This is a genomic window from Bathymodiolus japonicus methanotrophic gill symbiont (assembly GCF_019721995.1).
Classification (GTDB): Bacteria; Pseudomonadota; Gammaproteobacteria; order Methylococcales; family Methylomonadaceae; genus Methyloprofundus.
In genome coordinates this window covers 58,813-79,847 of sequence record NZ_BLYC01000007.1, presented here as the reverse complement: position 1 = coordinate 79,847, position 21,035 = coordinate 58,813, and the positions used below count along the sequence as shown (strand labels likewise).

At 44.5% G+C, this 21,035-nt stretch carries 41 protein-coding genes and 4 pseudogenes; 18 read left to right on the top strand and 27 right to left on the bottom strand.

Features of this window, described 5'->3' with window-relative positions; genetic code table 11:
* Window positions 1–93: 93 nt before the first annotated feature.
* On the top strand, window positions 94–795 hold the full coding sequence (locus tag K6984_RS11675; RefSeq protein ID WP_476693191.1) for a hypothetical protein: 702 nt from the start codon (window positions 94–96) through the stop codon (window positions 793–795).
* Here K6984_RS11675 and K6984_RS33320 read toward each other — a convergent pair.
* Complete coding sequence (locus tag K6984_RS33320) at window positions 764–889, bottom strand: hypothetical protein (RefSeq protein ID WP_263458610.1); 126 nt, start codon at window positions 887–889, stop codon at window positions 764–766. The two genes, K6984_RS11675 and K6984_RS33320, sit on opposite strands and share 32 nt — an antisense overlap.
* 27 nt (window positions 890–916) lie before the next feature.
* On the bottom strand, window positions 917–1,045 hold the full coding sequence (locus K6984_RS33315) for a hypothetical protein (protein ID WP_263458596.1): 129 nt from the start codon (window positions 1,043–1,045) through the stop codon (window positions 917–919).
* A 21-nt stretch (window positions 1,046–1,066) separates the two neighbouring features.
* On the opposite strand from K6984_RS33315, the gene K6984_RS36920 reads away from it, so the two are divergent.
* On the top strand, window positions 1,067–1,882 hold the full coding sequence (locus K6984_RS36920; protein ID WP_476693192.1) for a hypothetical protein: 816 nt from the start codon (window positions 1,067–1,069) through the stop codon (window positions 1,880–1,882).
* Here K6984_RS36920 and K6984_RS11665 read toward each other — a convergent pair.
* Both K6984_RS11665 and K6984_RS11660 read right to left on the bottom strand, forming a co-directional pair.
* Window positions 1,847–2,017, bottom strand: coding sequence for a hypothetical protein (locus tag K6984_RS11665; protein ID WP_221895691.1), 171 nt, complete (start codon window positions 2,015–2,017; stop codon window positions 1,847–1,849). The genes K6984_RS36920 and K6984_RS11665 overlap by 36 nt on opposite strands.
* Window positions 2,018–2,128: 111 nt before the next feature.
* Complete coding sequence (locus K6984_RS11660; RefSeq protein WP_221895690.1) at window positions 2,129–2,398, bottom strand: hypothetical protein; 270 nt, start codon at window positions 2,396–2,398, stop codon at window positions 2,129–2,131.
* Here K6984_RS11660 and K6984_RS11655 point away from each other — a divergent pair.
* Entirely contained in the window at window positions 2,355–3,857 is a 1,503-nt protein-coding gene (locus K6984_RS11655; protein ID WP_221895689.1) for an RHS repeat-associated core domain-containing protein, read from the top strand. The genes K6984_RS11660 and K6984_RS11655 overlap by 44 nt on opposite strands.
* On the opposite strand, the gene K6984_RS11650 is transcribed toward K6984_RS11655, so the two are convergent.
* The 3 genes and pseudogenes from K6984_RS11650 to K6984_RS11645 all read right to left on the bottom strand — a co-directional run.
* A complete protein-coding gene (locus K6984_RS11650) occupies window positions 3,790–3,942 on the bottom strand; it encodes a hypothetical protein (protein ID WP_221895688.1) in 153 nt (50 codons plus the stop codon). The two genes, K6984_RS11655 and K6984_RS11650, sit on opposite strands and share 68 nt — an antisense overlap.
* 27 nt (window positions 3,943–3,969) lie before the next feature.
* A complete protein-coding gene (locus K6984_RS33310; protein WP_263458596.1) occupies window positions 3,970–4,098 on the bottom strand; it encodes a hypothetical protein in 129 nt (42 codons plus the stop codon).
* A gap of 14 nt (window positions 4,099–4,112) precedes the next feature.
* Window positions 4,113–4,322: pseudogene (locus K6984_RS11645) on the bottom strand (restriction endonuclease); the annotation flags it as partial.
* A gap of 412 nt (window positions 4,323–4,734) precedes the next feature.
* Here K6984_RS11645 and K6984_RS33305 point away from each other — a divergent pair.
* Both K6984_RS33305 and K6984_RS11640 read left to right on the top strand, forming a co-directional pair.
* On the top strand, window positions 4,735–4,860 hold the full coding sequence (locus K6984_RS33305) for a hypothetical protein (RefSeq protein ID WP_263458726.1): 126 nt from the start codon (window positions 4,735–4,737) through the stop codon (window positions 4,858–4,860).
* A 28-nt stretch (window positions 4,861–4,888) separates the two neighbouring features.
* Complete coding sequence (locus tag K6984_RS11640; protein WP_221895687.1) at window positions 4,889–6,862, top strand: diguanylate cyclase domain-containing protein; 1,974 nt, start codon at window positions 4,889–4,891, stop codon at window positions 6,860–6,862.
* Window positions 6,863–6,905: 43 nt separating this feature from the next.
* On the opposite strand, the gene K6984_RS11635 is transcribed toward K6984_RS11640, so the two are convergent.
* Window positions 6,906–7,055: a hypothetical protein gene (locus K6984_RS11635; RefSeq protein ID WP_221895686.1), complete on the bottom strand. Its 150-nt coding sequence runs from the start codon at window positions 7,053–7,055 to the stop codon at window positions 6,906–6,908.
* 12 nt (window positions 7,056–7,067) lie between these two features.
* On the opposite strand from K6984_RS11635, the gene K6984_RS33300 reads away from it, so the two are divergent.
* From K6984_RS33300 to K6984_RS11625, 3 genes are all read left to right on the top strand, one after another.
* Window positions 7,068–7,193 (top strand): hypothetical protein, encoded by a 126-nt coding sequence (locus tag K6984_RS33300; RefSeq protein ID WP_263458725.1) that lies wholly within the window; start codon window positions 7,068–7,070, stop codon window positions 7,191–7,193.
* A 180-nt stretch (window positions 7,194–7,373) separates the two neighbouring features.
* The gene (locus K6984_RS11630) at window positions 7,374–8,762 is read left to right on the top strand and encodes an FAD-binding oxidoreductase (RefSeq protein WP_221895685.1); all 1,389 of its coding nucleotides are present in this window, start codon (window positions 7,374–7,376) and stop codon (window positions 8,760–8,762) included.
* Window positions 8,763–8,960: 198 nt separating this feature from the next.
* Window positions 8,961–10,259, top strand: coding sequence for a transposase (locus K6984_RS11625; RefSeq protein ID WP_221895624.1), 1,299 nt, complete (start codon window positions 8,961–8,963; stop codon window positions 10,257–10,259).
* Between the two features lie 282 nt (window positions 10,260–10,541).
* On the opposite strand, the pseudogene K6984_RS11620 reads toward K6984_RS11625, so the two are convergent.
* From K6984_RS11620 to K6984_RS11615, 3 genes and pseudogenes are all read right to left on the bottom strand, one after another.
* A pseudogene (locus K6984_RS11620) lies at window positions 10,542–11,037 on the bottom strand (IS6 family transposase); the annotation flags it as partial.
* Between the two features lie 144 nt (window positions 11,038–11,181).
* Window positions 11,182–11,310, bottom strand: coding sequence for a hypothetical protein (locus K6984_RS33295; protein WP_263458596.1), 129 nt, complete (start codon window positions 11,308–11,310; stop codon window positions 11,182–11,184).
* Between the two features lie 52 nt (window positions 11,311–11,362).
* Window positions 11,363–11,536 (bottom strand): annotated as a pseudogene (locus K6984_RS11615) (IS6 family transposase); the annotation flags it as partial.
* A gap of 93 nt (window positions 11,537–11,629) precedes the next feature.
* Here K6984_RS11615 and K6984_RS11610 point away from each other — a divergent pair.
* Window positions 11,630–12,004 carry a hypothetical protein gene (locus tag K6984_RS11610; protein ID WP_221895684.1) on the top strand — a complete coding sequence of 125 codons (375 nt, stop codon included), beginning with the start codon at window positions 11,630–11,632 and terminating at the stop codon, window positions 12,002–12,004.
* Here K6984_RS11610 and K6984_RS11605 read toward each other — a convergent pair.
* Window positions 12,001–12,177, bottom strand: coding sequence for a hypothetical protein (locus tag K6984_RS11605; RefSeq protein WP_221895683.1), 177 nt, complete (start codon window positions 12,175–12,177; stop codon window positions 12,001–12,003). The two genes, K6984_RS11610 and K6984_RS11605, sit on opposite strands and share 4 nt — an antisense overlap.
* Before the next feature lie 12 nt (window positions 12,178–12,189).
* On the opposite strand from K6984_RS11605, the gene K6984_RS11600 reads away from it, so the two are divergent.
* On the top strand, window positions 12,190–12,330 hold the full coding sequence (locus tag K6984_RS11600; protein WP_221895682.1) for a hypothetical protein: 141 nt from the start codon (window positions 12,190–12,192) through the stop codon (window positions 12,328–12,330).
* A gap of 55 nt (window positions 12,331–12,385) precedes the next feature.
* On the opposite strand, the gene K6984_RS33290 is transcribed toward K6984_RS11600, so the two are convergent.
* On the bottom strand, window positions 12,386–12,514 hold the full coding sequence (locus K6984_RS33290) for a hypothetical protein (RefSeq protein ID WP_263458596.1): 129 nt from the start codon (window positions 12,512–12,514) through the stop codon (window positions 12,386–12,388).
* A gap of 90 nt (window positions 12,515–12,604) precedes the next feature.
* Here K6984_RS33290 and K6984_RS11595 point away from each other — a divergent pair, with 90 nt between their 5' ends.
* Both K6984_RS11595 and K6984_RS11590 read left to right on the top strand, forming a co-directional pair.
* Window positions 12,605–12,787: a hypothetical protein gene (locus tag K6984_RS11595; protein ID WP_221895681.1), complete on the top strand. Its 183-nt coding sequence runs from the start codon at window positions 12,605–12,607 to the stop codon at window positions 12,785–12,787.
* On the top strand, window positions 12,736–13,434 hold the full coding sequence (locus tag K6984_RS11590) for a transposase (protein WP_221895798.1): 699 nt from the start codon (window positions 12,736–12,738) through the stop codon (window positions 13,432–13,434). Before K6984_RS11595 ends, K6984_RS11590 begins: the two co-directional genes overlap by 52 nt.
* Here the strand turns inward: K6984_RS11590 and K6984_RS11585 are convergent.
* Both K6984_RS11585 and K6984_RS11580 read right to left on the bottom strand, forming a co-directional pair.
* A complete protein-coding gene (locus tag K6984_RS11585; protein ID WP_221895414.1) occupies window positions 13,424–13,639 on the bottom strand; it encodes a hypothetical protein in 216 nt (71 codons plus the stop codon). The two genes, K6984_RS11590 and K6984_RS11585, sit on opposite strands and share 11 nt — an antisense overlap.
* A 20-nt stretch (window positions 13,640–13,659) precedes the next feature.
* Window positions 13,660–13,884 (bottom strand): hypothetical protein, encoded by a 225-nt coding sequence (locus K6984_RS11580; RefSeq protein ID WP_221895680.1) that lies wholly within the window; start codon window positions 13,882–13,884, stop codon window positions 13,660–13,662.
* A gap of 12 nt (window positions 13,885–13,896) precedes the next feature.
* Between K6984_RS11580 and K6984_RS11575 the strand changes: the two genes are divergently transcribed.
* Window positions 13,897–14,082, top strand: a complete 186-nt coding sequence (locus K6984_RS11575) for a hypothetical protein (protein WP_221895679.1) — start codon at window positions 13,897–13,899, stop codon at window positions 14,080–14,082.
* Between the two features lie 141 nt (window positions 14,083–14,223).
* On the opposite strand, the gene K6984_RS11570 is transcribed toward K6984_RS11575, so the two are convergent.
* Both K6984_RS11570 and K6984_RS33285 read right to left on the bottom strand, forming a co-directional pair.
* Window positions 14,224–14,397: a hypothetical protein gene (locus K6984_RS11570; protein ID WP_221895678.1), complete on the bottom strand. Its 174-nt coding sequence runs from the start codon at window positions 14,395–14,397 to the stop codon at window positions 14,224–14,226.
* Between the two features lie 27 nt (window positions 14,398–14,424).
* Window positions 14,425–14,553, bottom strand: a complete 129-nt coding sequence (locus tag K6984_RS33285) for a hypothetical protein (protein WP_263458596.1) — start codon at window positions 14,551–14,553, stop codon at window positions 14,425–14,427.
* On the opposite strand from K6984_RS33285, the gene arsJ reads away from it, so the two are divergent.
* Together arsJ and K6984_RS11560 are read left to right on the top strand one after the other, a co-directional pair.
* A complete protein-coding gene (gene arsJ, locus K6984_RS11565) occupies window positions 14,531–15,721 on the top strand; it encodes an organoarsenical effux MFS transporter ArsJ (protein ID WP_221895677.1) in 1,191 nt (396 codons plus the stop codon). The genes K6984_RS33285 and arsJ overlap by 23 nt on opposite strands.
* A 146-nt stretch (window positions 15,722–15,867) precedes the next feature.
* Entirely contained in the window at window positions 15,868–16,362 is a 495-nt protein-coding gene (locus tag K6984_RS11560) for a DnaJ domain-containing protein (RefSeq protein ID WP_221895676.1), read from the top strand.
* 399 nt (window positions 16,363–16,761) lie between these two features.
* Here K6984_RS11560 and K6984_RS11555 read toward each other — a convergent pair.
* The 3 genes and pseudogenes from K6984_RS11555 to K6984_RS11545 form a co-directional block, all read right to left on the bottom strand.
* Window positions 16,762–17,328, bottom strand: a pseudogene (locus K6984_RS11555) (IS6 family transposase); the annotation flags it as partial.
* A gap of 31 nt (window positions 17,329–17,359) precedes the next feature.
* Window positions 17,360–17,569 (bottom strand): hypothetical protein, encoded by a 210-nt coding sequence (locus K6984_RS11550; protein ID WP_221895674.1) that lies wholly within the window; start codon window positions 17,567–17,569, stop codon window positions 17,360–17,362.
* Window positions 17,488–17,673, bottom strand: coding sequence for a hypothetical protein (locus K6984_RS11545; protein WP_221895673.1), 186 nt, complete (start codon window positions 17,671–17,673; stop codon window positions 17,488–17,490). Before K6984_RS11545 ends, K6984_RS11550 begins: the two co-directional genes overlap by 82 nt.
* Window positions 17,674–17,685: 12 nt before the next feature.
* Between K6984_RS11545 and K6984_RS11540 the strand changes: the two genes are divergently transcribed.
* The gene (locus K6984_RS11540; protein ID WP_221895672.1) at window positions 17,686–17,856 is read left to right on the top strand and encodes a hypothetical protein; all 171 of its coding nucleotides are present in this window, start codon (window positions 17,686–17,688) and stop codon (window positions 17,854–17,856) included.
* Window positions 17,857–17,866: 10 nt separating this feature from the next.
* On the opposite strand, the gene K6984_RS11535 is transcribed toward K6984_RS11540, so the two are convergent.
* From K6984_RS11535 to K6984_RS11530, 3 genes are read right to left on the bottom strand one after another with little or no spacing between them, the layout of a single operon-like run.
* A complete protein-coding gene (locus K6984_RS11535; RefSeq protein ID WP_221895671.1) occupies window positions 17,867–18,148 on the bottom strand; it encodes a hypothetical protein in 282 nt (93 codons plus the stop codon).
* A gap of 27 nt (window positions 18,149–18,175) precedes the next feature.
* Window positions 18,176–18,304, bottom strand: coding sequence for a hypothetical protein (locus K6984_RS33280; protein WP_263458691.1), 129 nt, complete (start codon window positions 18,302–18,304; stop codon window positions 18,176–18,178).
* Window positions 18,253–18,408, bottom strand: coding sequence for a hypothetical protein (locus tag K6984_RS11530; RefSeq protein ID WP_221895670.1), 156 nt, complete (start codon window positions 18,406–18,408; stop codon window positions 18,253–18,255). The genes K6984_RS33280 and K6984_RS11530 overlap by 52 nt, the downstream gene beginning before the upstream one ends.
* Here K6984_RS11530 and K6984_RS33275 point away from each other — a divergent pair.
* Window positions 18,365–18,487: a hypothetical protein gene (locus K6984_RS33275; RefSeq protein ID WP_263458724.1), complete on the top strand. Its 123-nt coding sequence runs from the start codon at window positions 18,365–18,367 to the stop codon at window positions 18,485–18,487. The genes K6984_RS11530 and K6984_RS33275 overlap by 44 nt on opposite strands.
* 371 nt (window positions 18,488–18,858) lie before the next feature.
* On the opposite strand, the gene K6984_RS11525 is transcribed toward K6984_RS33275, so the two are convergent.
* The 4 genes from K6984_RS11525 to K6984_RS11510 form a co-directional block, all read right to left on the bottom strand.
* The gene (locus K6984_RS11525) at window positions 18,859–19,278 is read right to left on the bottom strand and encodes a winged helix-turn-helix domain-containing protein (protein WP_221895669.1); all 420 of its coding nucleotides are present in this window, start codon (window positions 19,276–19,278) and stop codon (window positions 18,859–18,861) included.
* A gap of 39 nt (window positions 19,279–19,317) precedes the next feature.
* Window positions 19,318–19,476 carry a hypothetical protein gene (locus tag K6984_RS11520; protein WP_221893723.1) on the bottom strand — a complete coding sequence of 53 codons (159 nt, stop codon included), beginning with the start codon at window positions 19,474–19,476 and terminating at the stop codon, window positions 19,318–19,320.
* 92 nt (window positions 19,477–19,568) lie between these two features.
* Window positions 19,569–20,498, bottom strand: a complete 930-nt coding sequence (locus K6984_RS11515) for a magnesium transporter (RefSeq protein ID WP_221895668.1) — start codon at window positions 20,496–20,498, stop codon at window positions 19,569–19,571.
* Window positions 20,470–20,763, bottom strand: a complete 294-nt coding sequence (locus K6984_RS11510) for a hypothetical protein (protein ID WP_221895667.1) — start codon at window positions 20,761–20,763, stop codon at window positions 20,470–20,472. The genes K6984_RS11515 and K6984_RS11510 overlap by 29 nt, the downstream gene beginning before the upstream one ends.
* Here K6984_RS11510 and K6984_RS11505 point away from each other — a divergent pair.
* Complete coding sequence (locus K6984_RS11505; RefSeq protein WP_221895666.1) at window positions 20,720–20,887, top strand: hypothetical protein; 168 nt, start codon at window positions 20,720–20,722, stop codon at window positions 20,885–20,887. The two genes, K6984_RS11510 and K6984_RS11505, sit on opposite strands and share 44 nt — an antisense overlap.
* Window positions 20,888–21,035 lie beyond the last annotated feature (148 nt).

The following is a 21,035-nucleotide window of genomic DNA, read 5'->3' as shown; positions in this document are numbered from 1 at the left end:
CTGTGGCGGACGCAGGGCGGCTGGAGCATCTCCTATTCGCTGCGTAGGTGAACGAATTACGGCGACAGGAGTCCCGGAATTTCGTGAGGTAGCATGGCGCGCCTGCGATTTAATTACAATAACTTTCGTCGTGAAACGGTCGTCACAGACGAGCGCGGGTACGCTACACATCACTTCTTCGATGAATATGGAAACCCAGTTAAGATTGTGGATGCTGATGGTGCCACAGAAACCTTTGAATATGATCCTGCAGAACCGTTAAACCGATTGGCGCATACTAATAAAGGCGGATTAAAAACCCAATATGAATACAACAGTAACGGAACCGGTGACTTAATAAAAATCACCCAGCCCTCTGGTGATACTATTCAGTACGGTTTTTACAACACTTATCATCAAGCACAAAAAGTACAAGATGCCCGCGGCAATATCAATCTGATGCAATACGACAGCCAAGGCAACTTGACCGACAGTATCAAATTAAAAGCAGGCATAGACCGAGATCCAGAAACCAATAAAACTCCCTACACCCCGATAGAAACCGATGTTCTTAGCTGGACACGCTTTGAATACGACAGATACGGCAATAATATTCAAATCCAGCAAATTAAATCATTAATAGAAGAAAGCGGGACACTACCCTTAGGCCCTATTGTCAGAAAAACTTATGACAGTAACGCGCTTTATCTAATAAATATTAGCCGCTGTGGTGCCGCTGATCTGAATGAAGATAACACTACAGACAAACAAGAATGCCAAACCGCTACCGCTGAAAATCAGGGAAACGTAGCCTAAGCGAAGTGAAGATTTTTAGTCCGCGATAGCCGTAGGGCCGTTGTTTTGTCGGAGTCTGAGCGTTAGCGAAGGTGGAGACAAAATAAAAGGCCATCCGACACGGCGTCAAGTCATTTGGAGCCTATGTTCCGACCCCTTGTTGGGTCGGGACGAGGTGACGAGGACGAATCGGGGCCGCCGGAGGCATAAGTGGTCGCGTTAAGTTTTTGCTGCTTGCTTGGGCTGGGATGCCCAAAACAAGCTTTCGCAAAAATAGCGACTCCCCGCTGTTATCTACGATACCCTGGGTAGGAAAACACAAGGTATTGATGCCAGTTGGTACCCAACCAAAACTCATTACGACAGCAACAATAGAAGCACCCAAAGCAGCGACAACCAAGGGCAACTCCACAGCTATACCTACAACCAAGACAACCAACTGCTACAAAGACAGCTGCTGATAGGCAACACCCAGCACGACAGCAAACAATACCGCTATGATCAAGCGGGAAGACTCAGCCAAAGCATTGATGCCGGCGGAGAGACTAGCCAGTACCAGTACGACCGTAGTGGCAACCTGATAAAAATCACCGACCCCGACAACTACACGCTCACACTAGACTACGACCAACGCGGCCACTGGACGAGTGCAGAAGATAAAGGACAGCACCAAGTCACCCGAAAACTGGATGCCCTGGGAATAATCCAAAGCATTACCGACCCCAACGGCAATACACAGCGTTATGAATACTACGGTGCTAGTGACAACGGCCGCCTATATAGAAAATATGACGCCCTCAACCGAGTTAGTGAATACCACTACACCCCCACAGGACAAGTTAGCAAATATATAGACCACGAAGGCCACAGCACCACAACCGAATACGATGCCGCAGGCAGAGCCATCAGAATCGTTCAGCCCGGCTATCTGGATAATAACCTAGACTCAGTCACCTATAATCAAACGATCTACCCCGTAACCCTTTATCACTACAATCTATTAGGGCAACAAACTGATATTTACGCAGGTTATACAACCGATCCAGCCGAGAGAAAACAGGATCAAACCAGCCTACAGAAACAACAAGACTACGATGACTTTAATTGACTCACACAAAGCACCGACGCACTCAACAGAAGCCACACATATCAGTACAACAACCACAACCAGCTTAGCCAAAGCAAAGATGGCAACAACGACATCACTAGCTACCAATGGCAACAAGGCAACCTGCTCAAACAAAAAAACAACAGCGCAGGAACAAACAGCTACGACTATAACGCGCTAGGGAAAATCACTCAGGCACAAGACAAGCACAGCATCAACAACTATGAATACGATGCAAGCCACCGCCTAAAAAGCAGCTATGACGCAAGACAAAGCTGGACAGCAGAAACAGGCCAAGCCACCGCCGCTGAAAATCATGGAAACGGAGCTTAGCGAAGTGGTGATTTTTAGTCCCTGATAGGCGACAGGGCAATTCGCTGATTCGACGTGTTCTAGCAGCACGCGAGAGGAGCAAGAATTGCATTCCGAATAGCCGTCCAGCCAGTGAGGTAGTAATGACGAAGCGGCTTTTGTGCGTAGTCGTTGCGGACGCAGGGCGTTCAGGGCATCTCCCATCCGCTGCGTAGGTGAACGAATTATGGCGACAGGAGTCCCGGAATTTCGTGAGGTAGCATGGCGCGCCTGCAAATCCCTGCATTATAAATACAGCCCAGGTGGACTACTCGACCGCCTAACCGACAACCAAGGCCAAGAAACCGACTACCGCTACGACCCCACAGGCCGACTCACCACTTTATGGGACAGCACTCAATTTACCTATGATGCCGGCGGCAGGCTAACCCAACAAAGCAACCCCAACCACATCAGCCAAAGCTACAGCTATCGTGCAGACGACAGCCTAAAAAGCCATTTAGTCAAAAACACAGGCAGCGGCAATCCAATACTCGAGCAACACTACCAAATTGACCCATTAGGTAGAATAAAACAAAAAATAGAAACCCTAAACAATACGACAGAAACTACCGATTACCTATATGATCCACTGGGCAGACTGACACAAGCAGACAACCAACGTCCCGCCACAAAACAAAACTGGCGCTATGACGCATTCGGCAATAGAACCCAACAAACAACAGGCATCAGTACAGGGACAGAAAGCACAGAAATATCAATCCACGATGCAACAAACCAACTGATAGAAATCAGAAGCACCACATCCACAGGCACCCTCAAACAAGCCTTTATCTACGACGGCAACGGCAACCAGATTAAAGACTGCCAAGGCACCAGCGTTACCCGAAATACCACAACAAACGACTGTACAGGAAGCACCGAAATAGAGTTAATCTATAATGCCGACCAAGAACTAATCCAAGTCAATAAAACAGGTATTCCCACCGAACACTACAAATATGACAGCCAAGGTCGAAGAATAGAAAAAATTATCGGCGAAAATAGCCCCAACAACCCCAACAAAACAAGATACCACTACAATGGCGACAATATCTATGCCCAATACACCACCAGAGACAGCACCAACCCACATTACAGATACGTCCAGCTAGGCCTAGACCAACCGCTCAGCAGATACAACGAAACAGAACAAACCACCTATTACCTACAAGGTGCACACAACAACATCCTCGGCACCACCGACCAACAAGGGAGTTTAACTAGCTACCAACAATACGACAGCTGGGGAAACACTAAAAACCAAAGCACCACCAAAACACCCCAATACGGCTACCAAGGTAGAGAGCCTAACAACACTGGCTTAATCTACTACCGAACCAGATACTACCAACCTCAAACAGGTCGATTTACTCAGCAAGACCCTAAAGGGTTTATTGATGGAATTAATAAATATGCTTATGCGGTTAATAGCCCGATTAACTACTCTGATCCTTATGGGACTAGTGTTAATAGCAGTGCCTATACGCCTAGTTATACAGAGGATCAGAATTATTTTTCTTCAGGAAGTAGCTTCGAAAATATCGTTGATAATGTTATAGATTATGGCATTGATATAGCTTCGGTCGCTGAAAATCCTGGAAACGGAGCTTTAGCGAAGTGAAGATTTTTAGTCCGCGATAGCCGTAGGGCCGTTGTTTTGTCGGAGTCTGAGCGTTAGCGAAGGTGGAGACAAAATAAAAGGCCATCCGACACGGCGTCAAGTCATTTGGAGCCTATGTTCCGACCCCTTGTTGGGTCGGGACGAGGTGACGAGGACGAATCGGGGCCGCCGGAGGCATAAGTGGTCGCGTTAAGTTTTTGCTGCTTGCTTGGGCTGGGATGCCCAAAACAAGCTTTCGCAAAAATAGCGACTCCCCGAATAAAACTTACATTGGATGGCATGATATTCATTTGTATCTCTGGTTTTTGCAACTAAGTCGATACCTGTATCAGTCTTACATAGACCGCGCTCACCTGCCCAATCTGAATACAACCATACATCACTATATAAATCCTTATAACTGGCTTCATGACGGAAATAAGTACGAATTAGCTCTTCAACTGAAGTTTCCCAATAATTATTTATGGTAAAATTGAAACTATGCTACAACTATATGAAAAAAATAGTCTTTTCATTCGTTTCAAATGCTATTGCCTAAGGGGAATTAAGTAGGGGTTTGCTATAAACATGGCAAAACCACCTAAAATAAACCTCGATACACCAGCATTGTGTATTTCAGCTACTCAATAATTGGGAAACTTCAGCTCTTCAAAATATGTGCCTTTTTCTCTTTCTGACTTTGATACTTTACGGTAATTAGTGAGTAAATCATTTAAAGCGGTCATATTTTGTTTTTGTGTGCTAACGGTCATGGATTAAATGCTTGCCTTATCTACGTGATGGTGTTTAATGCGTCTTAGAGGGTTCTGTCGCATAAATCCCCCTTCCCGACGTTATCTGCTATCATAATTCTCAATTTCAATAAAAGGTGGATCACATGCTCAGCTTCAAAGGCGCTCACTTTCAAAAAGATGTCATTCTTTTGTTTGCTAGCTGTGCTGATTTTTCATGTACAGATTTTCCAAAAACTCAGTGCTCACCGGCGGTTTCTAGGATAAACTGAGCATAATCCAGTTACTTCTGCACTGATCATGAGCAAAAATATCAACCCTCATATAGCGCTTCATCAAACGACAAGCTCCATCTTGAAGCATGACGTTGATCACTTGCAGGTAATCCCCCTCCTGGCTATTAAACTATTACGCTTAAACCGTGACAATACTAACCGTGCAGCCGAATTATCTACTTTAATTAGCAGTGAGCCGGCACTTGCAGAAAAAGTACTGAGTAATGTAAATTCAGTAGTACTTTTACACTATCAAAAAATAAAGTCTATTAAGCAGGCAATTTTAATTTTAGGGGATTCTGGAGTCAGGCAAATTGCCTTAAACCAGCTGATTTACAATAAACTGATTTACCACAAGGCAAATTTCGACTTTGATCAGCTGTTCTTCTGGCATCACTGCCTATTCGTCGCGACACTTGCACGTACTATCGCAACTAGCTTAAATTATAAAGACCCTGATTTAATGTACAGCGCTGGCTTACTACATGATATTGGAAAAATAATTCTGGAGACACATGCTAAAAATAACTATAGCGACTTTATTCGCCACGGTCGCGACGGCCTAGATCTATCCCTACAAAGTGAGCAGAGTTTTTTTGGTTTAAATCATGCAGAAATAGGCTTTGTTTTCTGTCAGCAGTGGAAGATCCCCAAACCTATCACTGCGGGCGTTTATTGTCATCACACGATGCCTGACGATCATAGCCATTTTGCCGACTGCAAGCTGGAAATCGCCATTATCAGCCTGGCCAATTATATAGCCAGCGTACAGGGCATAGGTTCTACTACTGCAAAGTACTCACCGCTATTGCACCCGGAAGTATTAAACCAGTTTGATATTGAAACCATAGATATTAAAGAATTATTGAATATAGTTGATAATGAAATGCAAAATACCTGTGCAATGTTTGGTATCAAATCGCCTAACCTATATAAAATACGCGCTTCATTAGTTGAAACTGCCATTCATTGCAGTTGGCACGTTCAACACACTAACTCATTACCCGGCAATATATCTGTCAAGAGCTTGACCATACCGCATAAAAGTCTGGACCCTGATGAAATCATCCCTGCGACCCTTGCGGCTATTCAGCAATATTTTCATTTTGAGCGCTTAATCATGCTCAATATTAACCCTAAGCAGCGCAATCTGGAAACCACCTATAACTGGCCTGCATCACTAAAAGACAGCTCATTACAACACTTTAACATTCCGATGGATGTATTGCCCAATACACTGTTAGGCAATTTACGTGAACGCAAAGCGGTTATTATTAACAGTAACCACCCGGAAAATAAAATACTGCTGGAACCATTTAAAGTTGATGAATTTCTGCTGCTGCCTATTGTCAGCAATGACCGACTTGTTGCCCTGCTTTATGCGGACAACCATCTAAGCTGCCGATTAATGGATCCACAGTGCATCACGTATATTGCGCCCATTATCCATGAATTAGGCATAGCGCTGGCAAATGCGCAATCTTTTATATTAGAGCGCAACCGGGCGGAGCTCGATTCCCTAACCGGTCTATCAAATAGTCGCAAGCTAAGCGAGTTCTTAAGCAACTTATTTCGTCAGGATATTTCTCAACTTAGTCAAATTGCAGTCGGGTTTATTGATATTGATTTCTTTAAGCAATTTAATGATAGCTGCGGTCACCAGGTAGGTGATGAAGCCCTTGTTATGGTAGCCCAGATCATGCGCTCGCTGACCCGCCCGGGTGATTTTATCGGCCGTTATGGGGGAGATGAATTTGTATTTGTATTGCAAAGCACAGACAAAAAAGGGGTATACAGCTATGCAGAACGCATCAGGCTGGAAGTAGAACAACAGGGAAAAACCCTTAGCCGGCAATTTCTTGGCCACGAGATTACCATTAGTGTTGGTATCAGCCTGTTTCATCAAGAATTTAATAGCTATGAAAAAATCATTAGCGCCGCCGATACTGCAATGTATCAGGCAAAACAACAGTGGCGTAATTGCGTAGTTATTGTATAATCCAACATTTATTAAAATCTAGGCTTTAGCTGTACATTATTGGCTAAAGGACATTTACCCTCGCTGTCAGCCTCGGACGGGCTGATAGTCTCCAGAAGGCGCAGGGGAATTTGCCAATCCGAAGTGCGCGATAGCGCGCGAGGGAGGCTAAAATTTTATCCCGAATAGCCGTAGAGCCATTTGTGGTAGCCATGACTGAGCTGCTTTGTGCTCAGTCTGTGGCGGACGCAGGGCGGCTGGAGCATCTCCTATTCGCTGCGTAGGTGAACGAATTACGGCGACAGGAGTCCCGGAATTTCGTGAGGTAGCATGGCGCGCCTGTGCTTGCTAAAGAATGTGCATGGAATAACTGAAACAATTGGCTTGTCTTTTTATCTGTCTTCTGCATTATAGGCGCACTTACGTAGCTGGCTATGTGCCTTGAATACGAATAAAAATACTGCGCCAGATGCTCAATTTATTCCGTGCGCGCTCCTAATTAATTTCAAATAACCATAACCGGGATTTAATCATGCTGGACTTTTTAATCAAATATCGCGGGATTTTTGTTGTGCTTTTCGTACTGCCTGCCTCACTTATTTTTAAAGCCTATATGGGCACTCGCAACCGCTTAGTTTTCTGGTTAAATAGTGCGCCGGAAAAGCATGATGACAAAGTAAAAAAAGTGCAGCAACAAGTCAAAGACTGGCACAAAATAACTGGCGGCAATATCCCTATGTGTACTGCCCGGCCAGGCTGGCAGGCAATGTCATTAAAGCAGGGTAATTATAAAAAGACCCATTACCAGGTTGATGTCAGCTTAATGGATATCCTGGATATCGATGAGGAAAAAGGCACAGTACGCGTTGAACCCATGGCGAATATGGGACAGATTTCAGCAATGCTCAAGCCGTTGGGGCTGTCTTTAGCCGTAGTCCCCGAATTGGATGCCTTAACCGTCGGCGGCCTGATTAATGGCTTCGGTATCGAGGCTAGTTCGCATAAATATGGACTATTCCAGCATATTTGCGTAAGTCTGGAAATCGTTACTGCAGATGGGGAGTTGGTTAAGTGCTCTAAAGATGAAAATAGCGAACTCTATTATGCAATTCCCTGGTCATACGGTTCACTAGGCTTTTTAGTCTGTGCGGAAATAAAAATTGTACCCAGTAAGGACTTTGTACAGCTAAGATATATTCCATATACTAGCAAACAAGCGATGGTAGATCGTTTTACCGAAGAATCTTTGAAATCCTTTGATGAGGCTTATGATTTTATTGAAGGCCTGATGTATTCTGAGCAGGAAGGCGTATTAATGCTGGGCAACTTTGCCGATAAAGTCCCTGCTGGCAAAACCAGAAATGCACTGAATAACTTCTGGAAACCCTGGTTTTACGAGCATGTACGCAGCATTCTAAAGCAAAGACAGGAGCAGGAAGAATATATTCCCTTACGTCACTATTATCACCGTCATACCCGTTCTTTTTTCTGGGAGATGGAGCAGATTATCCCCTTTGGCAATAGCCCTTGGTTTCGCTATCTGTTAGGCTGGATGTCACCGCCTGACATTTCATTAATCAAGCTGACTGAAACAGAGGCCATACATGAACTATATGATACCCATCATATGGATCAGGACTTCTTACTACCGATCAGCACACTGGACAAGTCCCTGAGTTACTTCCATCAGCAAGTCGAATTTTATCCGTTATGGCTCTGCCCTATGCGCATATTTGATACACCCATACGCGGCATGGTGAATCCCTTACCAAATGAGCAAATTTTTGTCGATGTGGGTATTTATGGCGAGCCTAATGTTCCTAACTACAGTGCAAAAGAGACTACACGTAAGTTAGAAGCCTTTATGCGTGAAATCGGTGGTTTCCACATCAGTGTTCCCATTGAAAGAAGAAGTACCTAAACAAAGCAGCCTATAACCTACCTGAAGGTAGCACCACTCGAATATTTCCATCTTTTTGATTTTAATCACTTATAACAGAAAATAGACACTCTGTAGGCACCGTAAAAAAACAACAAATAATTTCAAATAAAGCTTGCAATTGCCGAAAAAATTTTCTAAAAATTTCCGTTTTAATCACCTCATAAACGGATATCACCCATGCTTAAAGACCTACCACTCTCTGAACATATTCACCAACACTGCAATGAAAGTATGGAACGTGCCCTGTTAGCAGAGCGTCATCCTTTGTGGGCTCGTTCATGCCCAGAGTTGAAGGATATCGACTTTATTCGCCTTGGGTTATTACGCTGTATCAGTGTAGTCGATAGTGGTCGCCATTTCCTCCAAACCAATGAACAGATTTATGGCCAGCTGCTTCCCCACTCAACGTATTTTAAATCACTGAAGTCGCATAGACGAACAAGTATGCTTGAGGCATTTGAACAGCAGAGCTATCATCTTCACGCTGAAACACTGCTGTCGCAAGGCATTGATTATCTTAAAGCATTCCCGGAACTTGACGAATACACCATAGAAGCAGCGGATGGACATTTTATTGATCATGCCTGCCATACTGAAAAAAACAGCAAGGGGAAAGTTTATGCGGCTGGGGGGATTTACGCGTTGAATCTCAGAAGTGGGTTGCTCAGATTTCTTTGTCTGGTGACAAACGGAACTCAGAGGCATCAAGAAATACCTGTGTTACGAGATCATATTGAAAAGCAAAACAAGGGAAATAACAGCTCTCAGAAACATCTCTATGTCTACGATAAAGCCGTCACCGACTTTGTCTGGTGGGATCGGCAGAAACGACATGCTAATTACATGATTTCAATGCTAAAAGAAAATTCAATTGCGACTCTGGTTGAGTCTATCCCTTTTGACTCCCGCCATGAGATCAATACAGGGGTTGAAGCATACAGTGTGTACGAAAACAAGGGCATCAAATTTAACGTGGTGGATTACCGTGATCCAGAAACCGGAAAACTTCACCGGTTTGTGACAACCTTGCCAATGACTATTAACCCTGGAACCATTGCCATGCTGTATTTCAAGCGATGGACGATTGAAAAGACATTCAATAACACTAAAAGTAATTTCAAGGAAACTAAAGCTTGGTCTTCCAATACCCGCTCACTTGAAAATCAAATGCGCCTGACTGCAATGAGCTATAATTTAATGCGCGTGTTTGAAGAGAGTTCAAAAACACAACAGCCAGAATTGATTCATCCATCGGATAAAAAATATAGCGAGGCTCTGGAGATAAGGCAGCAACAGGCTCAAAAACGAGATCGTTTTGTGAATCCATTATTTTTCCAGGCAAGAATATCTCGTATCAGCTCGTATACCATTCGGGCAGTTCAAAACGCAATAATAACAGGAATGTCTTTACAGTGCTTTATGAGCTCTCTTGTGGCGAGGTTAGTCTCACGGCATCAATTGATAGGGGAACACTGATGGGTTTCCAGGCTTTATATGCGGATACTTATCAAACTCGAGAAGAAATACGCAAAATGTTTGACCATACCTTACTGGATAAACTACGTGAGCAAACAGGTGCTTTAAAAGCCTTTCCAGAACCATATGATAAAGTGTCGCGAGCGGCACGAACTTAAAGATTGCAACTATATGGCATGATTTTAGCCTGCCTATCCGTCTTCTTAAACGGGTAGGCAGGCTAAACAGGGGTTCTGTCGCAATAATTATCAAAAGCACAGACCTCCTGGTCTTCAGGCATAACTATCCTGCTAAAGCCATAAACTGCTTATAAGCAGGAATATTTTCCTCAGACAATTGCCCCTTTCGGATGATATGTGCCGTTTCAATTCCATCAATTGTTGCTTGGGCGGAGTGAAACGCTTTAAAGCCCATCATCGGTTTTGTTATTTTTTTGATAAAGCGATGATCCTGTTCGATGATGTTATTCAAATATTTAACTTGTAATATGTCAATCATAGTGGCAAACCCAGCGAGGATTAACAAGAGGTTAATATTGGCTAATCCTGCATAGTTAGCGCCATTTTTATCCATAACGACCTTATCAGGAAAGCCATTATTGTTAATCGTTTGTTTGAAAAATGCGGTTTCAGCCTCTTCATCACGGTGCTCAGAAAGCATGAAATCAAGCGTATCCCCGTGACTATCAACAGCTCGGTATAAATAGGTCCACTGACCTCACTTTGATATACGTTTCATCCATGCGCCACGATTTATTGGTTTCTCGTTTCTGACGCTGAAAATCAGGGAAACGGAGCCTAAGCGAAGTGATGATTTTTAGTCCGCGATAGCCGTAGGGCCGTTATTTTGTCGGAGTCTGAGCGTTAGCGAAGGTGGAGACAAAATAAAAGGCCATCCGACACGGCGTCAAGTCATTTGGAGCCTATGTTCCGACCCCTTGTTGGGTCGGGACGAGGTGACGAGGACGAATCGGGGCCGCCGGAGGCATAAGTGGTCGCGTTAAGTTTTTGCTGCTTGCTTGGGCTGGGATGCCCAAAACAAGCTTTCGCAAAAATAGCGACTCCCCGAAAAATAGCGACTCCCCAAGATTTAGCTTTTACAGCAATGGCAGGAGAATAAGGGATAACCCAACGATTGAGCGTAGCATGATCCACTTCAAGACCTCTTTCTTCCATAATTTCTTCAAGGTCGCGATACGAAACGCCATACCTGACATAAAAGAAAACAGCATAAAGAATGACATCTTTTTGAAAGTGAGCGCCTTTGAAGCTGAGCATGTGATCCACCTTTTACTCGATGTTCAAGTTTTTGATATTGAGAAGGTAAAATCAGGTATTCTGAGGTTGTTGTAATTTTATCGGTGTAATCCCATGTTAATGAATGCCCCAGCCACCTTTATCCAAAGCTATATTGACGATTTAAATGATGCGCTCAATCAGCTAAAAACCGGAGCCGCTTTGACACGGATTCAAGCCGCTTGGTTGGGCACTTGTTTAACGGGCATACTGCTAATGAACTCTGTTTGCTGGGCTAAGTTTGAGCGATCAAGCCTTGGAGATTGCAAAGTAGCCGCATTATCCTGGGTGTTTCGTAAAGCAAGTATACCCTGGGACTGGTTGCTACGGGTGAGTGTGGTCTTAATTTTAAAACGTTATGGCATTACTGAAGGTGTGTTGGCCTTTGATGAATCAGACCGAGCACGATCTAAGTCTACAAACGCTGAAAATCAGGGAAACGGAGCCTAAGCGAAGTGATGATTTTTAGTCCGCGATAGCCGTAGGGCCGTCGCTGTCAGCCCCGGACGGGCTGATAGTCTCCAGAAGGCGCAGGGAAATTTGCCAATCCGAAGTGCGCGATAGCGCGCGAGGGAGGCCAAAATTTTATCCCGAATAGCCGTAGAGCCATTTGTGGTAGCCATGACTGAGCTGCTTTGTGCTCAGTCTGTGGCGGACGCAGGGCGGCTGGAGCATCTCCTATTCGCTGCGTAGGTGAACGAATTACGGCGACAGGAGTCCCGGAATTTCGTGAGGTAGCATGGCGCGCCTGTGTTTTGTCGGAGTCTGAGCGTTAGCGAAGGTGGAGACAAAATAAAAGGCCATCCGACACGGCGTCAAGTCATTTGGAGCCTATGTTCCGACCCCTTGTTGGGTCGGGACGAGGTGACGAGGACGAATCGGGGCCGCCGGAGGCATAAGTGGTCGCGTTAAGTTTTTGCTGCTTGCTTGGGCTGGGATGCCCAAAACAAGCTTTCGCAAAAATAGCGACTCCCCGAACGTATTTATAAGGTTTACAAGCAGAAACACAAAGGCTCCGGCGGGTATGTTAATGGACAAACGATAGTATTATTGCTGCTAGTTACCTCATCCATTACAGTGCCTGTCGGTTTTTTCTTTTATATGCCGGATCCAGCCTTAAAGCAGTGGGATAAAGAAGATAAACGGTTGAAAAAGAGCGGTATAGAAAAAAAGATCGGCCTATTAAGCCTGAACGTGACAGTGCCTACCCGACCAAAACAGAGATTGCATTAGGCTTATTAAAAGAGTTTAAAGTTGCGCATAGCCTGATTAAGATTAAAGGCGTACTGGCTAATGCGCTTTATGGTGAAAAAGCCTTTATGGACGAAGCCGCTAAAGAATCTGGAGGCTCGCAGGTGATTAGCCAATTACGTAAAAACCAAAATATTGAATATAGAGGTAGAATAAGGTCAGTCGAGAGCTACTTTAATTCGATTAACAAAGGCATTGATCAGATAATACGTGTACGTGGCGGCAAAGAGATTAAAGTGACTGTCAGCAGTGCACGATTAAAGGTGAGTTCTCACAGTAAAAAGCGCTTTGTCATTGCCTTAAAATATGACGGTGAAAACGACTATCGCTATTTAGTGGCGACAGACCTGACTTGGCGCACACAAGATATTATTCAAGCCTATACGTTGAGATGGCTGATTGAGGTTTTCTTTGAGGACTGGAAGCTTTATGAAGGATGGGGGCGTGAGGCCAAACAATTAGATGAAGAGGGATCAAGCCGTGGCCTGATTCTGAGTCTTTTGTTTGACCATTGCCTTCTCCTTCACCCAGAGCAAATAGCCCGCATTGAAAGCAAACTACCTGCGTATACCGTAGGAAGCTTACAGCGCAAGTCTCAAATGGATGTACTGCTTGAGTTCATCCGCTGAAAATCATGGAAACGTAGCTTAGCGAAGTGGTGATTTTTAGTCCCTGATAGGCGACAGGGCAATTCGCTGATTCGACGTGTGCTAGCAGCACGCGAGAGGAGCAAGAATTGCATTCCGAATAGCCGTCCAGCCAGTGAGGTAGTAATGACGAAGCGGCTTTTGTGCGTAGTCGTTGCGGACGCAGGGCGTTCAGGGCATCTCCCATCCGCTGCGTAGGTGAACGAATTATGGCGACAGGAGTCCCGGAATTTCGTGAGGTAGCATGGCGCGCCTGACGTCATTGCTAGAGTTTCCAGATCCTGGTGATAAGCTGAAAGAGTTAGGTGAATTAATACAGGCGCGCCATGCTACCTCACGAAATTCAGGGACTCCTGTCGCCGTAATTCGTTCACCTACGCAGCGAATAGGAGATGCTCCAGCCGCCCTGCGTCCGCCACAGACTGAGCACAAAGCAGCTCAGTCATGGCTACCACAAATGGCTCTACGGCTATTCGGGATAAAATTTTAGCCTCCCTCGCGCGCTATCGCGCACTTCGGATTGGCAAATTTCCCTGCGCCTTCTGGAGACTATCAGCCCGTCCGGGGCTGACAGCGAGGGCCAACAGCATCATTAAAGTATTGTTCTACTGGGTGAAGGTAAGAGTTTGATGGCAATGGGATGGAAAAACTTGAACATCGAGTTTTATTGAAATTGAGAATTATGATAGCAGATAACGTCGGGAAGGGGGATTTATGCGACAGAACCTGTATTTCAGCTACTCAATAATTGGGAAACTTCAGATGAATAGTTCAGTACGGCAATATGCCGTGGTTACCGCTAATTACTGGGCATTTACTCTGACGCTGAAAATCAGGGAAACGTAGCCTAAGCGAAGTGATGATTTTTAGTCCGCGATAGCCGTAGGGCCGTTGTTTTGTCGGAGTCTGAGCGTTAGCGAAGGTGGAGACAAAATAAAAGGCCATCCGACACGGCGTCAAGTCATTTGGAGTCTATGTTCCGACCCCTTGTTGGGTCGGGACGAGGTGACGAGGACGAATCGGGGCCGCCGGAGGCATAAGTGGTCGCGTTAAGTTTTTGCTGCTTGCTTGGGCTGGGATGCCCAAAACAAGCTTTCGCAAAAATAGCGACTCCCCGCCGGATGGTGCGTTGAGAATGCTGGTGATTCTGTATTTTCACCAGTTAGGTTATAGCCCGCTGGAAGTTGCCAGCCTGTTTTTGTTATATGAGTTTTGTGGGGTCATTACTAATCTGGTTGGCGGCTGGTTTGCTGCACATATGGGTTTAAATGCTACCATGCATTTCGGGCTGGCGCTGCAGATACTTGCCTTGACTATGTTGTTGGTGGAGCCAGTTTATCTCAGTGTGGTTTATGTTATGTTCGCCCAGGCGATATCAGGCATAGCTAAAGACCTGAATAAAATGAGCGCCAAGAGTAGCATTAAATTATTGTTGCCTGCTCATGCGCAGGGGAAACTGTATCAATGGATAGCTTTATTGACCGGGTCAAAAAACACCATTAAAGGTATAGGGTTTTTTCTGGGTGCGTTGCTATTGACGTTGATCGGCTTTAGAGGAACTGTAGCTTTGATGGCGGGCTGCTTGACCCTAGTTTTACTGTTTAGTTATGTGGTTTTACAAAAGAATCTGGGGAAAACTACATATAAACCCGGGTTTAGCGATATATTTTCTACAAGCGCGGCGGTTAATTATCTTTCTGCCGCACGTTTCTTTTTATTTGGCGCGCGTGATATCTGGTTTGTGATTGCGCTGCCGATGTTTCTGCAAGAGCAATTGCACTGGGATTATACCGATGTGGGTGCTTTTTTAGCTGTCTGGGTGATTGGTTATGGTTTTGTGCAGTCTATTGCACCTTTAATCACAGGGATTCGGCGCGGCATGATTCCTGATGGCAGAACGGCAATGCTCTGGTCAATTTGCCTGGCTACACTGCCGCTGATTATTGCAGCGATGCTTTATGCTAGTTGGCCGGCTGAAAAGGTGTTAATTATAGGTTTATTGGGTTTTGGTGTTGTATTTGCCGTTAATTCCGCTGTGCATTCTTATCTTATAGTAGCCTATGCCAAGGAGGAGGGCGTATCTTTGGATGTAGGCTTTTATTATATGGCTAATGCATCAGGTCGATTAATAGGTACCCTATTATCAGGCTGGGTGTATCAGTCTTCAGGCCTGATAGCCTGTCTTTTACTCTCGGCTGTATTTATTATTATCACCAGTATCATTTCAATTGCGCTTCCTCGACAAGCGGATGTATTGCCGGCAAAATAAAAAGTCTAAACTTCATGTATTTCTGTGCATGAGTTAGGTGATGCTAATTATTTGCTTATTTTATTCTTGTTTCTGAATCTTCTGTAGTATGCTTTATCACTGATTCTATTGGTCTGTATAGCAATAAGAAATATAAAGGATAAGTCTTGATTAGAGTTTATATATTAGTTTTTATTATTGCTGCGTTCTTTTGGCTAAAATCTTTTCTACACAAACCACCGGATGAGCGGCAGCGTTTTCTTAAAATAAGTGCTCTGTATGCAGTGGCTTTAAGCTTTTTACTCCTAGCTACGATGGGGCGCTTAAACTGGGTTATTGCGGCCTTAAGTGTGGTTATTGCATTTGTGTCGCGTTTTTTGCCAGTGCTGTTGCGCTATGCGCGGCAACTGCAGCGCTTGTGGTTTATGTTTCGTGAGAGCAGTGCTTCTGCTGCAGGAAATCCAGGAAGTGGCAATCATGCAGGTGTGATGACTGCGGAACAGGCTTATAAGATATTGGGGCTGAGTCTGTCTGCAAGTCGACAGGAAATTATTGAGGCGCATCGTAAGTTAATGTTAAAAAATCATCCTGATCGGGGTGGTTCCAGTTATATTGCAGCACAAATCAACCGGGCTAAAGAAATGCTGCTAAAAATTAAATAGATATGCCTTCGCTGCCAGCCATGGAGAGCGAAAGCGAGGGCTGGTAGTCCCCAGAAGGCGTAGGGCCGTTGTTTTGTCGGAATCGTAGCGCTAGCGTAGGTGTAGACAAAATAAAAGGCATTCCGAAACGCCGTCCAGTCATTTGAGGGAGTGTTACGAAGCCAGCACCGAGTTTACGATGGTAATGGCGAAGTGGCACGTACGCAGGACGTCTGGGGCGCCGAAGGCATTAGTGGTCGCGTTAAGTTTTTGCCGCTTGCTTGGGCTGGGATGCCCAAAACAAGCTTTCGCAAAAATAGCGACTCCCCGCGTTGTTATTTATTAATTACGCACAAGTTGTTTTTTTGGTTCTGTCGCAATAATTATCAAAAGCACAGACCTCCTGGTCTTCAGGCATAACTATCCTGCTAAAGCCATAAACTGCTTATAAGCAGGAATATTTTCCTCAGACAATTGCCCCTTTCGGATGATATGTGCCGTTTCAATTCCATCAATTGTTGCTTGGGCGGAGTGAAACGCTTTAAAGCCCATCATCGGTTTTGTTATTTTTTTGATAAAGCGATGATCCTGTTCGATGATGTTATTCAAATATTTAACTTGTAATATGTCAATCATAGTGGCAAACCCAGCGAGGATTAACAAGAGGTTAATATTGGCTAATCCTGCATAGTTAGCGCCATTTTTATCCATAACGACCTTATCAGGAAAGCCATTATTGTTAATCGTTTGTTTGAAAAATGCGGTTTCAGCCTCTTCATCACGGTGCTCAGAAAGCATGAAATCAAGCGTATCCCCGTGACTATCAACAGCTCGGTATAAATAGGTCCACTGACCCTTCACTTTGATATACGTTTCATCCATGCGCCACGATTTATTGGTTTCTCGTTTCTGAGATTTAGCTTTTACAGCAATGGCAGGAGAATAACGGATAACCCAATGATTGAGCGTAGCATGATCCACTTCAATTAAATAATTTCCAAATTTGGAGCGCTTAAACTTAGGCGGTAACAACGAAATCTTCCCGCAATTTTTGCATAACACAAATCACTTTACTGGCATCATACATATAAGTGTTAAAAGTTTGCACAACTGAATCATGAAGATCTTCAAAAGTTTTAAAATACTTCATATGAGTCGAATCGCGTTTCGTATTTTTCCATAATTTCTCAATCGGATTAAAATCCGGCGAGAACGCCAGGCGCGCCATGCTACCTCACGAAATTCCGGGACTCCTGTCGCCGTAATTCGTTCACCTACGCAGCGAATAGGAGATGCTCCAGCCGCCCTGCGTCCGCCACAGACTGAGCACAAAGCAGCTCAGTCATGGCTACCACAAATGGCTCTACGGCTATTCGGGATAAAATTTTAGCATCCCTCGCGCGCTATCGCGCACTTCGGATTGGCAAATTTCCCTGCGCCTTCTGGAGACTATCAGCCCGTCCGGGGCTGACAGCGAGGGAGACGTTCTACTGTCAAACGATCTACATTAGCTAACTTAAATTCCTTAATAACACCGCTTCCATGATACGGGGCACCATCGCTGAAAATCATGGAAACGTAGCTTAGCGAAGTGGTGATTTTTAGTCCCTGATAGGCGACAGGGCAATTCGCTGATTCGACGTGTGCTAGCAGCACGCGAGAGGAGCAAGAATTGCATTCCGAGACGCTGAAAATCATGGAAACGTAGCCTAAGCGAAGTGATGATCTTTAGTCCGCGATAGCCGTAGGGCCGTTGTTTTGTCGGAGTCTGAGCGTTAGCGAAGGTGGAGACAAAATAAAAGGCCATCCGACACGGCGTCAAGTCATTTGGAGCCTATGTTCCGACCCCTTGTTGGGTCGGGACGAGGTGACGAGGACGAATCGGGGCCGCCGGAAGCATAAGTGGTCGCGTTAAGTTTTTGCTGCTTGCTTGGGCTGGGATGCCCAAAACAAGCTTTCGCAAAAATAGCGACTCCCCGAATAGCCGTCCAGCCAGTGAGGTAGTAATGACGAAGCGGCTTTTGTGCGTAGTCGTTGCGGACGCAGGGCGTTCAGGGCATCTCCCATCCGCTGCGTAGGTGAACGAATTATGGCGACAGGAGTCCCGGAATTTCGTGAGGTAGCATGGCGCGCCTGCTTCAATTAGAATAATCTTGCCTTTATAATAAGCCAGCAATTGTGTTAAAAACTCAACATAGCTTTCACCATTAAAACGCCCAGATGTTTCAGCGTGTTGTAATATCATTGGCTTATAACTCTCGATTAAGACGTTGTCGGCAATAGAATATATCGCTTCCATAAAAAGCTTCTGTGTTGGATATTTCTCATTTTTTAAGCTTTTAAGAATAGCTAAAAATTCTTGAGGCAGCCCAGCTTCTTTTAAAAGTCTAAGTGACTTTGGTTTTATCTCATAAGCCAATGATTCTCGGTATTGAAAACTCCCTCCTTCGAGTTCGATCGTACCAACCCTTTTCGAATCCCTGATGTTTTCACTGTGGGTTGCTCTCCTATTGGAGCCTAGGTTCGTGCCAATGAACCCCACATAGCAAATGACACCTCATCACCGAATAAAACGACACTCTTTTCTTCTACCGCCTTTTCCATAATGGCAGGCAATGTTTCTTCCAGCCACGTTTTTCTTTCAAGCTCGTACTTTTCTTCTTCTTGGCGATCAGTCACAAAACGAGCTTTTTGATAACTGAAGCCCAGTTTTTTCATTAGGCTTGATAAATAGTTCAAGTTATAACGAACTTCAAATTTTAACCAAATAAGCTCGGCAATCATCGCAGTATTCCATATTCCACAATGAAATCCATTGTCTTCTGGGCCTTTCTTTATCAACTCAACCAATTTATTTTTCTGGTCTTTAGTTAACTTTGACTTCCGACCACGTCCTTGATAGTGTTGCCCTATTAACCAACCGACACCTTTATGCATGAATGTTTTCAGCCAATTTATAATGGTTTTTTCACAGACTCACATTAGGCGTGCTATTTCTTTGATTCCCATGCATTCACTGAACCAGAGTAGAGCTTGAGTTAATCGATATAAACAAATATTACTTAGCTTGAGAGCTGTCGCCATATTTTTTTTTAGTCGGTCTACAATTGACTTTGAAAAAGTGAGGGATACCATTTTTGACTGTTTCCGTTAGTGTTGGGACGAAAATTATAAGCCAGTTTCCCCTCTGTCGTTTTTGTTTGTTCGGAAATTAATTTTCTGAAAGTCTATAGACCTAAAAATACAAAAAAACCGATCGCATCTGTTGTCGTTGTGAGTAATAACGGCGATGCAATGGCAGGGTCTCCTCCAAACTTTTTAATTAATAAGGGGATTAGCGAGCCAATTAAACCGGCTATTGCTAAATTAACGATAATGGCTATAGCAATCACCAATCCCAATAGCGCCTGGTGAAACCATGCCATTGTCAGGATCGATACAGCACCTCCCATTATCAGCCCATTGATACTGCTTATCTTGATTTCCCGCAGAATTACCGGATAGGCATTTTGCCAGTCAACCTGACCCAGAGCTATTTTTCTAACCGTTACTGTGACCGCCTGATTACCCACATTGCCACCTAATGCAGCAACTATAGGCATTAGTACCGCGAGCGCGACTATGTGTTCAATCGTTTCAGCAAATATATTGACGACAAGGGCGGCACATGTTAGCGCAGTAAGATTAATAAGTAGCCCGTGTAATCGTGCTTTACGAGCGGATTCCAGACTTTCATTTTCGGCGCCTTTATCAGCCCCAGCCATTTTTAGCGCCTGGCCCTGCTCCTGCACGCGAATCAGATCATAGATATCTTCAAACACAATGCGACCTTGCAGTTGTTCATCTTTGTTGATAACAGCAATGACACTGAGTTCATATTCCTCAAATAAATGGATAACTGTGGTAATCAGGGTGGTATCATGAATGCTCAGTGGTTTTTGGTGGTGTATTGCCGCCCGGTCAATAATTTCCTGCATACTATCGTGGTCATCAAAAAGTAACAGGTCGGTAAAGTGTAGCACCGCCACTAAATGCTGATCAGTATCGACGACAAATAATTTATAAATCGGGCTATCCGGTTCTTCTATACGAAAATTGCGAACTTTTTGCTTCACTTTTAGCAGGGTATCATGCAATTCTGCCGTGACCATTTCCATTTGCATATATGCACCTGCCTGGTCTTCCGTAAATTGTGATAACTGTGTAACCTCCGCTGAAAATCATGGAAACGGAGCTTAGCGAAGTGGTGATTTTTAGTCCCTGATAGGCGACAGGGCAATTCGCTGATTCGACGTGTGCTAGCAGCACGCGAGAGGAGCAAGAATTGCATTCTGAATAGCCGTCCAGCCAGTGAGGTAGTAATGACGAAGCGGCTTTTGTGCGTAGTCGCTGCGGACGCAGGGCGTTCAGGGCATCTCCCATCCGCTGCGTAGGTGAACGAATTATGGCGACAGGAGTCCCGGCATTTCGTGAGGTAGCATGGCGCGCCTGTCTTCAAATATATGACTGGGCAATTCGTACAGTATTTTGCACAATTTCTTTATAGGTAATAGTGCTATTTCGGTAAAAAAAACGCCCACATCAGCTGTGTATTGTTGATGTAATTTTTTGGCGATTTGCGCTGGATTTTCTACATCATGTGGAATACCATGAACTTGATCGGTATTAAAATTAGCTTTAGTTGTCGGCATAAT